11 protein-coding genes are annotated in these 13323 nt (G+C 75.4%); 5 read left to right on the top strand and 6 right to left on the bottom strand.

Going from position 1 to position 13323, the window contains the following annotated elements; translation table 11 throughout:
• Positions 1–9 precede the first annotated feature (9 nt).
• The 5 genes from AB0B63_RS03230 to AB0B63_RS03210 form a co-directional block, all read right to left on the bottom strand.
• Positions 10–624 (bottom strand): hypothetical protein, encoded by a 615-nt coding sequence (locus AB0B63_RS03230; RefSeq protein ID WP_357014203.1) that lies wholly within the window; start codon positions 622–624, stop codon positions 10–12.
• Positions 625–647: 23 nt separating this feature from the next.
• On the bottom strand, positions 648–1508 hold the full coding sequence (locus AB0B63_RS03225) for a sugar phosphate nucleotidyltransferase (protein WP_357014201.1): 861 nt from the start codon (positions 1506–1508) through the stop codon (positions 648–650).
• Positions 1505–2026: an NUDIX domain-containing protein gene (locus tag AB0B63_RS03220; RefSeq protein WP_208568712.1), complete on the bottom strand. Its 522-nt coding sequence runs from the start codon at positions 2024–2026 to the stop codon at positions 1505–1507. The genes AB0B63_RS03225 and AB0B63_RS03220 overlap by 4 nt, the downstream gene beginning before the upstream one ends.
• Before the next feature lie 66 nt (positions 2027–2092).
• Complete coding sequence (locus AB0B63_RS03215) at positions 2093–3880, bottom strand: HD domain-containing protein (RefSeq protein ID WP_208568810.1); 1788 nt, start codon at positions 3878–3880, stop codon at positions 2093–2095.
• 128 nt (positions 3881–4008) lie between these two features.
• Positions 4009–5766 (bottom strand): DEDD exonuclease domain-containing protein, encoded by a 1758-nt coding sequence (locus AB0B63_RS03210; RefSeq protein ID WP_357014198.1) that lies wholly within the window; start codon positions 5764–5766, stop codon positions 4009–4011.
• A 127-nt stretch (positions 5767–5893) separates the two neighbouring features.
• On the opposite strand from AB0B63_RS03210, the gene AB0B63_RS03205 reads away from it, so the two are divergent.
• Positions 5894–7411: an NYN domain-containing protein gene (locus AB0B63_RS03205; RefSeq protein WP_357014196.1), complete on the top strand. Its 1518-nt coding sequence runs from the start codon at positions 5894–5896 to the stop codon at positions 7409–7411.
• A gap of 64 nt (positions 7412–7475) precedes the next feature.
• Here the strand turns inward: AB0B63_RS03205 and AB0B63_RS03200 are convergent, their stop codons facing one another.
• A complete protein-coding gene (locus AB0B63_RS03200) occupies positions 7476–8039 on the bottom strand; it encodes a hypothetical protein (RefSeq protein WP_357014409.1) in 564 nt (187 codons plus the stop codon).
• Positions 8040–8296: 257 nt separating this feature from the next.
• Here AB0B63_RS03200 and AB0B63_RS03195 point away from each other — a divergent pair, with 257 nt between their 5' ends.
• From AB0B63_RS03195 to AB0B63_RS03180, 4 genes are all read left to right on the top strand, one after another.
• Positions 8297–9601 (top strand): efflux RND transporter periplasmic adaptor subunit, encoded by a 1305-nt coding sequence (locus tag AB0B63_RS03195; RefSeq protein WP_357014194.1) that lies wholly within the window; start codon positions 8297–8299, stop codon positions 9599–9601.
• Positions 9602–9734: 133 nt separating this feature from the next.
• Complete coding sequence (locus tag AB0B63_RS03190; RefSeq protein ID WP_357014406.1) at positions 9735–10424, top strand: response regulator transcription factor; 690 nt, start codon at positions 9735–9737, stop codon at positions 10422–10424.
• Positions 10425–10438: 14 nt separating this feature from the next.
• Positions 10439–12013 (top strand): HAMP domain-containing sensor histidine kinase, encoded by a 1575-nt coding sequence (locus tag AB0B63_RS03185; protein ID WP_357014192.1) that lies wholly within the window; start codon positions 10439–10441, stop codon positions 12011–12013.
• Between the two features lie 46 nt (positions 12014–12059).
• Positions 12060–13286, top strand: a complete 1227-nt coding sequence (locus tag AB0B63_RS03180; protein WP_357014190.1) for a biotin/lipoyl-binding protein — start codon at positions 12060–12062, stop codon at positions 13284–13286.
• Positions 13287–13323 lie beyond the last annotated feature (37 nt).

The following is a 13323-nucleotide window of genomic DNA, read 5'->3' as shown; positions in this document are numbered from 1 at the left end:
GGCTGCCGGTCAGAGCAGCATGGTGCGCGGGTCGGCGGCCATGGCGCGCAGCCAGGCGGCCGCCTCCGCCGCCCCGGGGCAGCGGGCGGTGTCCAGCGCGGCGGCCAGGGCGTACATCTCGGGCGGCGGGATGAGCAGGCTCTCCCTGCTGCGCAGCCCCAGCTTGACGGTGCCGGAGTCGGCGGTGACGGTGAGCACCGGGGTGCGGGTGACCGCGCCGGTGGCGACCAGCGAACCGTCACTGGAGACGCCGGTCTGCGCGACGGCCGCCGCGTGCAGCGACACCGACCGGGCGGCCCGCAGGTCGACGCTCTTCGTGGTGAGCCCGACCACGGTGAGCCGGCTGCCCTCCAACCAGGCGCCGCTGCGCACGATGCTGGTCACCAGCAGGCCGACGAGGAGCAGGACCAGCCCGGCCGACACCAGCGCGGCGATCGCCGGCACCGCCGCGCTGCCCGAGGTGTCGTTGCCGCCGGCCGCGTTGATGCCGGTGCCGATGAAGGCGCCGACACAACCGCAACCGACAGTCAGGATGACACCCAGCACCAGCAACGAGACGACCCGACCGGTACGGCTCGACCGGTAGCCGACCGACAGGGGGATCCGGGGCGCGGAGGGCTGCATGCTGGTGATTCTGACACCGGTGATCAACGTCCGCCGGATGGGGCGGCGACGGTGAGCGCGCCGTCGGCCCGGATCGCGTCGCGGAGCCGTTCGTCCGGGCCGACCGTCGCGCCGGGCCAGACCACCACGCGCTCCACGTCGCCGCGTACCACCGCGCCCGCGCCGACCACCGCGTGCCGGACCCGACCGGTGACGGTGGCGGTCGGGGCGACCAGCGCGCCGTCGCCGGCGGCGTGCAGGTTGGCCGCCAGGTAGTCGGCGGGCGTGCCGGTGTCGAGGAACGTGCCCGGGTACGGCACCACGGTCAGCTCGCCGACCGCCTCCGCCGGCCGCCACACCGTACGGACCAGGTCACCGAAGCTGGCCGGCAGCTCGCGCACCCGGTGCCAGGGCAGCAGGGAGAAGCCGGTGAAGACGTGCCCGTCGAAGGTGCCGGGGGCGCGCGGGTCGGGTGCCGGCCGACCCAGCAGTCGTACGGAGTGGAAATCCCACCCGGCCAGCAGCGCCGCGATGTCGGGGCCGGGGGCGGCCCCCGGATCGGCCAGGTAGGCGTCGGCGTTGCCGACCAGCACCCCCCGGCCGGCGATCCAGTCCCGCAGGTTGCCCAGGCCACCGGCGGTGCCCAACGGGTCACCCGGCTCCACCGACAGGTGCGCCCGGTCGCCGACGTGCGCCACCACCTGGTCGGCCAGGTAACAGGCGTTCACCGCCACCCGCCGGGGCCCGGTCAGGCCCAGCCCGGCGAGCCGGTGCAGGGCCCGGTCCAGCAGCGGCACGTTGCCGACCGGGCAGAGCGCCTTGGGCACCCGGGCGGTCAACGGGCGCAGCCGGGTGCCCTCACCGGCGGCGAGCACCACCGCGCACAGGCCGTCCGGGGCGGTCACGTCGTCGGCTGGCCGGCCTGCGGCCCGATGCCGTAGTGGCCGAGCAGGTTGGCGGTGGCCCGGCTCAGCCGGGGCAGGTCGTCCAGCGGATGCCAGGCGGCCTCGAAGACCTCCGCGCCGTCGACGGCCAGGGTGGTGGTGGCGGCGGGCACCTCCGCCTCGAAGACCATGTCCACCCAACCGCGGGTGTGCACCACGGCGTTCGGCACGGCCGGGCGGAGCTGCTCCGGGGCGAGCCGGACCCCGGACTCCTCGTGCAGTTCGCGGGCCGCGCCGACGACCGGGGTCTCACCGCGTTGGAGCAGGCCGGCGGGCAGCGTCCAACTGTGCCCGGGGGGTTGGCGCAGCAGCAGCAGGCGGCCGGCGCCGTCGGCCCCGCTGTCCCGGACCAGGGTCACCGCGCCGACGACGTACTTCGGCCCGGCGAGCCGGACCAGGCGACGCCGCACCGAGACCGGCAGCCGGTAGAAGACCTTGTACGCCACGGCCCGGCCGGTGGCGCGGGAACGGAGGATCATCGCTCCAGGCTAGGCCGTCGGCGTGCTGCCGTGGGGTGCGGGGCGACCGGTCACCCGGCCAGGGACTCACTGTCGATGGTCGACCAGGTCGATGAGCTGACGGACCACGGTGTCCGGTTCGACCGCCCGGTCGAAGACCGCGACCAACAGGGTCTCCAGGTCGGGGTAGCCGAGTTCCTCCGACAGCCGCAGCAACGGCAGGTCACTGGCCAGCCCCCGGTTGTGCGTACGCAGCGCCAGGCCGATGGTGGCCCGGCCGAGGCGGACCTTGTCGGCGATGGAGATGCCCGGCTCGACGTGCTCGGTGAACCAGCGGCTGATCTGCATCTGCGCGTGCGGGGACTTGACGAAGTCGAGCCACTCGCGGCGGGGGCCCCGGGGTGCGACGTCCGCCTCGAAGCCGCTCGCGACGCTGCTCTCCGAGTAGATCTCCACCACGTCGCCCTCGTCCAGTTCGGACGCCAGTGGGGCGAGCCGGCCGTTGATCCGCGCGGCGAGGCAGTGGTCGCCCCGCTCGGTGCCCAGCTCGTAGGCCAGGTCGATCGGGGTGGCCCCGGCCGGGAGCACCACCTGCCGGCCGTCGGCGACCACCTGGATCTGCGCCTCGGCCAGGTCGCACCGCAGCGACTGGAGGAACTGGGCCGGGTCGGGGGCCTCCTGCTCCCAGTCGAGCACCCGGCGCAGCCAGGAGAGCTGGTCGGTGTTGCTGGCCCCGGTGGCGGCGCGGGGGAAGCGGAAGTCGGCGGCCACGCCGTACTCGGCGCAACGGTGCATCTCCCGGGTGCGGATCAGTACCTCGACGGTGCGGTTCTGCGGGCCGCAGACGCTGGTGTGCAGGGAGCGGTAGAGGTTGTTCTTGGGGGAGGCGATGAAGTCCTTGAACCGGCCGGAGACCGGCCGCCAGCGGCCGTGCACCGCACCGAGGGCGGCGTAACAGTCGGTGGCCGGGCCGTCGACCACGATCACGATCCGGGGCAGGTCGTACGGCTGGGCGTGCCCGCCGGCCACGGTGTCCTTCCAGATCGAGTAGAGGTGCCGGGGGCGGACGCTCACCTCGGCGTCCACCCGGCTGCGGCGCAGCGCCACCTTGGCCTGGGCCACCACGTCGTCGAGGTAGGCGTCCCAGCCGGGCCGGTCGTGCACGTGCCGGGCCAGCCGGGCGTGCTCGTCGGGCTCCAGGTGCAGCAGCACCACGTCGTCCAGGTCACGCTTGAGGGTCTGGATGCCGAGCCGGTCGCAGAGCGGGACCAGGACCTCCTGGGTCTTGCGGGCGATCCGCTCCCGGGAGGCGGCCGAGCGGACCCCGAGGGTACGCATGTTGTGCAGCCGGTCGGCCAGCTTGATGATCAGCACCCGGACGTCCTTGCCGGCCGCGATGATCATCTTGCGGATCGTCTCCGCCTCGGCGGCCTTGCCGTAGAACGCCTTGTCGAACTTGGTCACCCCGTCGACCAGGTGCGCCACCTCGTGGCCGAAGTCCTCGCTGAGCGCCTGGAGGGTGTAGCGGGTGTCCTCCACCGTGTCGTGCAGCAGCGCCGCGACCAGGGTGGTGGTGTCCATCCCGAGGTCGGCACAGATCTGGGCGACCGCCAGCGGGTGGGTGATGTAGGGCTCGCCGCTCTTGCGGAACTGACCGCGGTGCATGTTCTCGGCGATCGTGTACGCCCGGCGCAGCACCGAGGCGTCCGCGCTGGAGTGGATGCCGCGGTGGGTACGGACGAGCTGGGTCACCGGGTCGGCGTCGTTGGCCGGCCAACTCAACAGGGACCGGAGCCGCCGGGCCAGGGGCAACTCACCCGGCTGGGCCGGGAGCGCACCCCCCAGGGCGGCGCCGTGTCCGGCGTCGACGTCCACGTGGGACACCTCCTCACCCCGGCTCCACGGTCACCGTCACCGGCAACCGGAAGCAGGCCCACGAAACGGGCAGGACTGCACTCCCTTAACAGACTAAGCGAGGCGAGGTCGTCCGATCGGTCACTTGCTCATGGGCGTTCGGTCGAGAGTTGGTGGGACCCGCCGCCCTCGGCCTTGACCAGCAGGTCACGGAACCGCCCCGCGCCGGCCACCGGGGACGACCAAACGGACGTCATCTCCACCAGCCGGGTCTCCGGTCGTTCCAACCAGGACAGGATCCGCTCGGTCTCCTCGGCGGTGGCCCGGGGCACCGGCCCGTGCCCACCCGGTTCCACCGTCTCGGCGGTGGCCCGGATCGCGGTGATCGTCGGTCGCGGATGGACACCCGGCGGGGAAACCCCGGCACCGGCGAGCCGCCCGTACCGGACCAGCGCCAGCTCCCAGCCACCCCCGGCGGCGGGTCGGGCGGCGGCCACCTCGGCGATCCGGGTCAACGCGGCCAGCCGCTGCATCCGGACGGCGGCCCGCAGCACCGCCGCCAGCCGGGACCGCACCACCGCCGCCTCCTCGTAGCGCTGCGCCGTCGACAGCGCCTCGATCCGGGCCAGCAGGGCGTCCACCACCACCTGCGGGTCACTGGTGGTGGCGGCCCGGAACGGCGCGACGGCGCGGTCGTCGTACTCCTGCGGGGTGATCCGGTGCTCGCAGGGTGCCGGGCAGCGACCCAGCTCGGCCAGCGCGCAGGCCGGTGTGACCGTGCGCAGCGACAGCCGGTGCGTGCACTGGCGCAGCGGCACCGCGTCGTGGAACCCGGCGGCGGCCAGCTCGGCGGCCCGGGTGGAGCGGAACGGACCCAGGTAGGCGGTGTCACCGGGGGCCAGGCCGCGCACCACCGACAACCGGGGGTACGGCCCGCCGGTGAGCTTGAGCCACACCATCCGTTCCGGATACTTCGACCGCCGGTTGTACGGCGGCGCGTGCGCGGCGATCAGGCGCAGCTCGCGTACCTCCGCCTCCAGCGGGTGGGCGCACTCGACCGCCTCCACCCGCTCGGCGGCGGCCAGCATCTCCGACATCCGGGCCCGCTTCTCGGCGGCGGTGAAGTAGCTGCGCACCCGGGTGGCGATGTCCCCGGAGGTGCCGACGTAGAGCGGCCGGTCGTCGGCGGCCCGGAAGATGTAGACCCCGGGCGCCTTGGGCAGCCCGTCGGCGAGGTGCCGCTTGCGCCGCTGGGTGGGGGTGACCGCGCGGGCGAACTCGATCGCGTCGCCGACCGTGTCGACCCGGTGCCCGCCGAGCCGGGCGATCAGCCCGTGCAGCACGTCCACCGTCGCCTTGGCGTCGTCGAGCGCCCGGTGGGTGGGCTGGGTGGCGGTGCGGAAGTAGGCGGCCAGGGTGCCCAGCTTGCGGTTGGGCACCTCGTCGCGGCTGAGCACCCGGCGGGCCAGGGCCGCCGTGTCCAGCACCCGGGGGTTGGGCCAGCGGTAGCCGTGCTTCGCGCAGGCGGCCTTGAGGAAACCCACGTCGTACGGCGCGTTGTGGGCCACCAGCACCGCGTCGGCGACGAACTCCAGGAAGCTCGGCAGGACCTCCTCGATCGGCGGGGCGGGGATCAGCATGGCCTGGGTGATGCCGGTCAGCACGGTGATGAACGGGGGGATCGGCACCCCCGGGTTGACCAGGGTGGCGAGCACCCCGAGCTCCTCGCCGCCCCGCACCTTGACCGCGCCGATCTCGGTGATGCCCCCGCCGTCGGGTGAGCCGCCGGTGGTCTCCAGGTCGACCACCACGAACGTCGTCGCGTACAGCGGCAGGGCCGGATCGACGCCGCCGGCCGACTGGTCCAGACCGGCCAGGGTCTGCTGGACGTACTCCCCAGGTGCCACGGGCGGCAGGCTAACCGTTCGGTGCGACACTCGCGTCACCGCAGCCCCAGGGGCCCCGGCCGGCATAGGATGAGAGATCGGCTCACTCAACCGGCGGTGGGCCCGGTCGCGGTGGGAGACTTGCCCCATGCCCCTCACCGAGCCGTACGACGACCACCTCCCGGAGGAGGGGTCGTCCGCCGCCGTGCCCGAGGCCGGCGGGGACCTGGGTGCGGGGGCACCCGAGCCCGGACCCACCCTGCCCGAGCCGGAGTCCGAGCCCGGCCTGCCCGAGCCGGAGCCGGTCCTGCCCACGCCCGACGAATCCGACGACGGTGAGCCCGGGGCCGGGCTGCCGGAGCCGGAGCCCGTCCTGCCCGAGCCGGTCCGGCAGCGGATCGTGGCCCTCACCGCCGCCGTCCTGCCCGGTCTGCCCGCCGACGAGGTGCCGGTGCCGCTGCGCCGGGTGGCGAAGTTCGCCCCGAACCGCCGGGCCCGGCTCGGTGGTTCCGTCATCGCCGCCCAGCTCACCGCCGACCCGCTGTTCCGGCAGCGGGTCACCGCCCGGGTGCTGGCCGACGCCGGTGACCTCGGCGCGGCCGTCGTCGAGGGCACCGCGCCGGCCGCCGCCGACCCGGTCGAGGTGGCCGCCCTGGCCTACCTGGTCCGTCCCCGGGGCTGGCGGGAGCTGATCGACACCAGCGGCGCGGCGGTCCGCGCCGAGGCGGACAGTGCCGTCGTCGCCGAGCTGGTCCGCGAGGCCGAGCAGCGGGCCACCCGCGCCGAGCACGACCGGGCGGTGGCCCGGGTGGAGGCGGACAAGCTCCGCGACGAGCTGGCCCGGGTCCGCGAGGAGCTGGGCCAGCTCCGGGAGGAGAGCCGCCAGCTCCAGCGCAGCCTGCGGGAGACCCAGGCCCGGGAACGCCGGGCCAACGAGCTGCTCGCCACCGAACGCGGCCGGGCCACCCGGGCCGCCGCCGACACCGACGCCGAGCTGCGCCGCGCGCGGGCCCGGCTGGCCGAGGCCGAGGCGGCGGCGGGGGTGGCCAAGGCCAGCGCCAAGGAGGCCCGCTCGGTCGACGACGCCCGGCTGTGGCTGCTGCTGGAGACGATCGGTCAGGCAGCCGTGGGGCTACGCCGGGAGCTGGCCCTGGACCCGGTGGACAAGCTCCCCGCCGACTTCGTGGCCGACGCCTTCACCGACACCCCGGTCACCACCCAGGGCGGGCCGGCCGCCCGCGCCCGGGACACCGACGACCCGGCCCGACTGGACCAACTCCTCGCCCTGCCCCGCGCCCACCTGGTCGTCGACGGCTACAACGTCACCAAGCGCGGATTCGGCGAGATGTCCCTGGAACAGCAGCGCAAACGGCTGATCACCGGGCTGGGCGGGATCGCCGCGCAGACCGGTGACGAGGTGACCGTGGTCTTCGACGGGGCGGAACGGATGCACGGGCTGCCGCCCACCCCGCGCGGGGTGCGGGTGCTCTTCTCCCGCAAGGGCGAAACCGCCGACGAGCTGATCCGCCGGCTGGTCCGGGCCGAACCGCCCGGCCGCCCGGTGGTGGTGGTCTCCTCCGACCGGGAGGTCGCCGACGGGGTACGCCGGCACGGGGCGTACCCGCTGGGGGCCGACTCGCTGCTGCGCCGGCTGGCCCGCTCCTGAGCCGGGCGGATCGCGGCGGTCCCGTGCCGACCGGCAGCGGCACCGCCGCGGTGCGCGGCGGTGGTCAGGTCGTCGGGGACGGGCTGAGCACCGCGCAGGCGGCCAACGCCTCCCGGGTCTTCGGGTCGCTGGCGACGAGCCGGTCCGGATCCTGGCCCCGGTCACTGAGGCAGGTGCGGTAGGCGGTGGACCGCCCGTCGCCCGGTCCACCCGGCCGTGCGCCCGGTGCGCCGGATGCGCCGGGGCCGCCCGGCCGGCCGCTGGGCTGCACCGACGCACACGCCTGCTGCGCCTTCTGCCAGGTCTGTTCGTCGACCCCCTCGGGTCGGCCGCCGCCCGGGAAGCCGCGCCCCGCGCGCCGCGACGGGTCGGCGCTGCCGGTCGGGAAGCCGGACGGACGGGCGGTCGGGCGGTCGGTCGGGAAGCCCGACGGCAAGCCGGACGGGCGTGCGCCCCGGGGGCGACGTGACGGGTCCATCGTCGGCAGCGCCACGCCGTTGTTCCGTAGGCACTCCTGGTAGGCCGCGAAGGAGTTCCCGGTCCCACCCGCGTCCCCCGGCCCGTCGTCGTCGGACCCACCACCGCAGGCGGCCAGCAGCAACGCGGCCGAGGCGGCGGCGGTCATCACGGTCGCCAACCGACGGCACCTCTTGGTCAACGGCACGGGGACTCCTCAGGCTTCATCCGGTAGCTGTTCAGCGAACCGGTCGTACCTCGTCGGCGGCTCGGACCCGGCTCGGAGTTCCCTCGGAGCGCGACCCGGGCACCTGCCCACCGGTTTCCCGCGCTGCGGCCGGGCGGGCCACCGGGTCGGCGCGCGGTTCCGAGCGAACTCTGAGGTGCGGTCGAGCCGACCGCGAGGCGGACTGCGCAGACTGCCCGACCATGGGGATCGGTCTGAGACGACGCTGGCGTACCCGGCGGACCCGGTGGTGGGCGGCCGGTGCCGCCGGCCTGCTGCTGCTCGGCGCGGCCGGCGTACGCGCCTGGACGGCGGACACCTCGGACGCGCCGACCCGACCGGTGACGGTGGCCGTCGACCGGGGGCCGGTGGTCGTCGAGGTGGCCACCTCGGGCACCGTCCAGCCGGCCACCACCCGCAGCCTCAGCTTCACCGTCGCCGGCACGGTGCAGACGGTCGACGTGCGGCCGGGCAGCGTGGTCACGGTCGGCCAGCGGCTCGCGGCGCTCGCTGAGGCCGACCTGGCCGACGTGGCGGACACCGTCCAGGATGCCAGGACCGAGCTGGCCGAGGCGCGGGACGCGTTGACCACGGCATGGGACGCGGCCGACGACCCGGCACCGAACTGCCCCACCGGCTCCGGGTCCGGCTCCGGGGCACGACCGGTGCTCTGGCGCTCGCCGGAGCCCACCGGCACGACCGGGGCGACGCCGACCACCGGCACGCCCACCACCGGCAGCAGTCCAACGCCCCGACCCACCGCGGGCTCGGCCTCGCCGAGCCGTACGCCCGGTGGCCCTATGCCGACCACCACCGGTGGACCGGGCGCGGCCCCGGCACCGGCCCCCGGGGGCGGTGGCGCGAACTGCGGCGCGGACGCCGGAGACGCCGCCCGGGGCACCGACCCGATCCTGGCCGCCCAACGCCGGGTCAACCGGGCCGAGGCCGCCCTCACGCAGGCGCAGGAAGCCCTCGACGGTGCCACCATCAGCGCGCCGATGGCCGGCACCGTGCTCTCCGTGGCCGGGCCGGTGGGCAGCCGGGTGAACCGGGACAGCACCTTCATCACCCTGGCCGACACGTACGCCATGCAGGTGGTGGCGAAGTTCCCGGAGGCCGACGCCGGGGCGCTCGCGGTCGGGCAGAGCGCGACACTCGCCCTTGCCGGCCGGCCGGAGCAGCCGTTCGAGGCGAGCGTGGTGCAGGTCGACCCGGTCGGCACCACCGACGGCACGATGGTCCGCTACGGCGTCGTGTTGTCCTTCACCACCGCCCCGGAGGACCTGCTGGTCGGGCAGAGCGCCGCCGTGACGGTGCAGACCGGTGCGGTGCAGGACGCGTTGCGTGTGCCGTCCACCGCCGTGCACGACGGGGCCGACCGTACCGGCCGGGTGCTGCCGGCGGACGGTGGGCCGGCCCGCACCGTCACCGTCGGGCTGCGCGGCGGCCGGTACACCGAGATCACCTCCGGGATCGACGCCGGTGAACTGGTGCGGCGCTCCTGGTGACAGCCGGCGCACAGGTCCGGCACAGCCGGCGTGGAGGCTCGTCCGGTACGCAGTTCGGGTGCACACCGACATCCTCCGGCCGCCCACGGCCGGCCCCACCCCGAGCGTCGGGGGCGAACCCGCCCGTGCCCGCCTGCTGGTGGTCGACGACGAGACGAACATCTGCACCCTGCTGGCCGCCACCCTGCGGCTGGTCGCGTACGACGTGCGGGTGGCGGGATCCGGGCGGGCCGCGCTGGCCGGTGTGGAGGAGTTCGCCCCGGACCTGGTGATCCTCGACGTGATGCTGCCCGACCTGGACGGCTTCGAGGTGGCCCGGCGGCTGCGTGCCGCCGGCCGGCCGGTGCCGGTGCTCTTCCTGACCGCCCGGGACACCGTCGAGGACCGGGTCGCCGGGTTGGTGGCCGGTGCGGACGACTACGTGGCCAAGCCCTTCAGCCTGGAGGAGGTGGTGCTGCGGATCCGGGCGATCCTGCGGCGTACCCGGGCGGAGCTGCCGCCGACCCCGGGCAGCCGGCTGCTGCGCTACGCCGACCTGGAGCTGGACGACGACGCCCACGAGGTACGCCGGGCCGGGCGGCCGGTCGACCTGTCGCCCACCGAGTTCCGGCTGCTGCGCTACCTGCTGATCAACGCCGGTCGGGTGGTGAGCAAGGCGCAGATCCTGGAGCAGGTCTGGAACTACGACTTCGGGGGCGACGGGCGGATCGTCGAGTCGTACGTCTACTACCTGCGGCGCAAGGTCGACCGTTCTGATCCACCGTTGATCCACACGGTGCGCGGTGTGGGCTACACCCTGCGGCTGCCGCGCGGCAACGAGTGAGGCGGCCGGCCCGGGTGCGCCCCTGGTCGCACTGGACGCTGCGGTCCCGGCTGGTCCTGGTCGTCGGGGCGCTCGCCACGCTGGCCCTGCTCGGGGCGAACACCGCCGGCCTGCTGCTGCTGCGTAGCTATCTGGTGGACCGGGTCGACGAGCGACTCGCCGGACAGGTCCGCCCGTTCACCGGCGAGCCCCGCCCGGCCAGCGGGTCACCGGGCAGCGGGTCGGCGGGCAGCGGGTCGGCGGGTGCGCCGGCCGGACGGCTCGCCCGGCTCGGGCCGGACCAACTCGTGCTGTTCTACCGCGCCGACGGCACCCGCGACGCCACGCACAGCAGCACCCCCAGCGAGACGGCACCGGACCCGGGCACGCTGGCCGAGGTGACCGCGCGGGCCCGCACCGGGCGGCCGTACACCGTTGCGGGTGGTCACGGCGGTGCCGACTGGCGGCTGTTCGCGGTGCCGGCGGACGGAACCGGCGCGGTCGTGGTGGTCGGTGCCTCGTTGGCCGAGGTGAGCCGGACCGCCGACCGGCTGCTGCTCATCGACGTCGCGGTCACCGGCGGGGTGCTGCTCGGCCTCGGGCTGCTGGCCGCTTCGGTGGTACGGCTCGGGCTGCGCCCACTGACCCGGATGGAACAGGTCGTCGCCGGCATCACCGGCGGCGACCTGACACACCGGGTGGACGACACCGACCCGCACACCGAGCCCGGTCGGCTCGGGGCCGCGGTCAACCTGATGCTGGACCGGATCGGCACCGAGATGAGCGCCCGCGCCGCCTCCGAACGCCGGCTGCGGCAGTTCGTCGCGGACGCGTCGCACGAGCTGCGGACGCCGCTGACCTCGATCCGCGGCTTCGCCGAGCTGTACCGGCGCGGGGGTGCCCCACCCGGTGCCGCGCTGGACGAGACGATGGGCCGGATCGAGAGCGAGGCGGCCCGGATGGGTGTACTGGTGGAGGACCTGCTCCTGCTCGCCCGACTGGACCGGCAGCGCACCCCCGCGCGGCGTCCGGTGGATCTGCTGGGGATCGCCGCCGACACCATCCGCGACGCGCACGCCCGGACGCCGGGCCGGCCCGTACGGCTGAGCACCCTCGCCGAGCACGACCCGACCTTCGAGACACCGACCGTGCTCGGCGACGAGCACCGGCTGCGCCAGGTCGCCGCGAACCTGGTCGGCAACGCGGTGCAGCACACCGGGCCGACGGTCCGGGTCACCGTCCGCGTCGGCCGGCTCGCCACCCCGCCGGCCGGGCCGGTCGTCCGCTCGGGGCCGGTGCCCGCGTCGGACGCGGACGGATTCGCCGTGCTGGAGGTGCACGACGACGGGCCGGGCATCCCCGCCGGGCACGCCGGTCGGGTCTTCGAGCGGCTGTACCGGGCCGACCCGAGCCGGGGCCGGGCCAGCGGGGGCGGATCCGGTCTGGGGCTGTCCATCGCCGCGTCGATCGTGCACGCACACGGCGGCTGGATCGAGCTGGACACCGGTCCGGGCGCGGGGACGACCTTCCGGGTGCTGCTGCCCGCCGTACCTCCGCCGCCGACCTCGCCGGACGACGACCCGGCGGCGTCGATTCCGAGCCAGCTCTGAGCTTGCGCCGAAGCTCCTCCCAGCCGTGCCGGCGAAGCTGACCGCCATGCGAGTGCGCCTGCCGGCCGTCCTGCGCCGGCCCCCCGTCGCGGTCAACGCCGCCCTGGTGCTGCTGTTGGCCGGCGGCGGCTGCTGGGCGTGGCTGTCGGTGCGCGGCGACGCGGCGGCGGACGCCCGGCCCACCGGCACCCGGACCGTCAGTGTGTCCAGGGGCACGGTGACCGCCACCGTCACCGCCGACGGCTCGGTGCGCAGCGCCGCGACGGCCAGTGCCAGCTTCGCCACCGCCGGCACCGTCACCGCCGTCCGGGTGCGGGTGGGCGACCGGGTGAAGAAGGGCCAACTGCTGGCCACCGTCGACCCGGCCGCCGCGCGACGCGACCTCGACGTGGCCACGGCGGACCTGACCGCCGCGCAGGACGCCCTGGACCGCGCCGAGGACGCCGGTTCGGACACCTCGTCGGCGCAGACCTCGGTCACCCAGGCCGAGTTGGCGGTGTCCGAGGCCGAGGCCGCGGTGGCCGGCACCCGGCTGACCGCGCCGATGGCCGGTACGGTCGTCACGGTCAACGGCACCGTGGGCAGTTCCTCCGGCGAGTCGGCCACCGGCGGTGGCTCGACCGGGCAGCAGGGTGGCAGCGGTTCGACGGGTGCCGGCGGCTCCGGGTCCACCTCCGCCACCGGGTTCGTCGAGCTGGCCGACCTGACGAAGCTCCAGGTCACCGCCGGCTTCGCCGAGGCGGACGCGACCCGGCTCAAGGACGGTCAGGCGGCCACCATCACCTGGAACGCGCTGCCGGGAGCCCGGGCCGGCGGGCAGGTCGTCGCCATCGACCCGCAGGCCACCACCACCAACAACGTGGTCACCTACGGCGTCACGGTCAGCGTCGACGAGCTGCCCGCCGAGGCCAGGCCGGGGCAGACCGTCCGGGTCTCGGTGGTCACCGGCACCGCCGCGGACGTCCTCACGGTCAGCTCGGCGGCGATCAGCGGCACCGGCGACCGGCGCACCGCCACCGTGCTCACCGAGACGGGGCAGGAGAGCCGGCGGGTCACCGTGGGTCTCACCGGCGACCAGGCGTACGAGGTCACCTCGGGGCTGACCGAGGGGGAGCGGGTGGTGCTGCCGCAGAGCACCGGCACGGGCGGCACCAACGGCGGAATCCCCGGCGGCGGTCGGCTTCCCGGCGGGGGTGGCTTCCCGGGCGGTGGCCTGCCCGGCGGGGGTGCCGGCCCCGGCGGCGGCACCCGGGGCGGGAACGGAACCCGGTGACGACCCCGGTAACCGCGCGCCGGCCGGTCCTGGACGT

This window comes from Micromonospora sp. NPDC049081, assembly GCF_040648835.1.
Lineage (GTDB): Bacteria > Actinomycetota > Actinomycetes > Mycobacteriales > Micromonosporaceae > Micromonospora > Micromonospora antibiotica.
The sequence above is the reverse complement of the archived record's forward strand: the minus strand, read 5'-3'. Positions and strand labels throughout refer to the sequence as shown.

What these genes read in the sequence shown, in the direction of transcription:
- AB0B63_RS03230 (WP_357014203.1), bottom strand. Translation starts at nt 624, where the DNA reads ATGCAGCCCTCCGCGCCCCGGATCCCCCTGTCGGTCGGCTACCGGTCG.
- AB0B63_RS03220 (WP_208568712.1), bottom strand. Translation starts at nt 2,026, where the DNA reads ATGATCCTCCGTTCCCGCGCCACCGGCCGGGCCGTGGCGTACAAGGTC.
- AB0B63_RS03205 (WP_357014196.1), top strand. Translation starts at nt 5,894, where the DNA reads ATGCCCCTCACCGAGCCGTACGACGACCACCTCCCGGAGGAGGGGTCG.
- AB0B63_RS03195 (WP_357014194.1), top strand. Translation starts at nt 8,297, where the DNA reads ATGGGGATCGGTCTGAGACGACGCTGGCGTACCCGGCGGACCCGGTGG.
- AB0B63_RS03180 (WP_357014190.1), top strand. Translation starts at nt 12,060, where the DNA reads ATGCGAGTGCGCCTGCCGGCCGTCCTGCGCCGGCCCCCCGTCGCGGTC.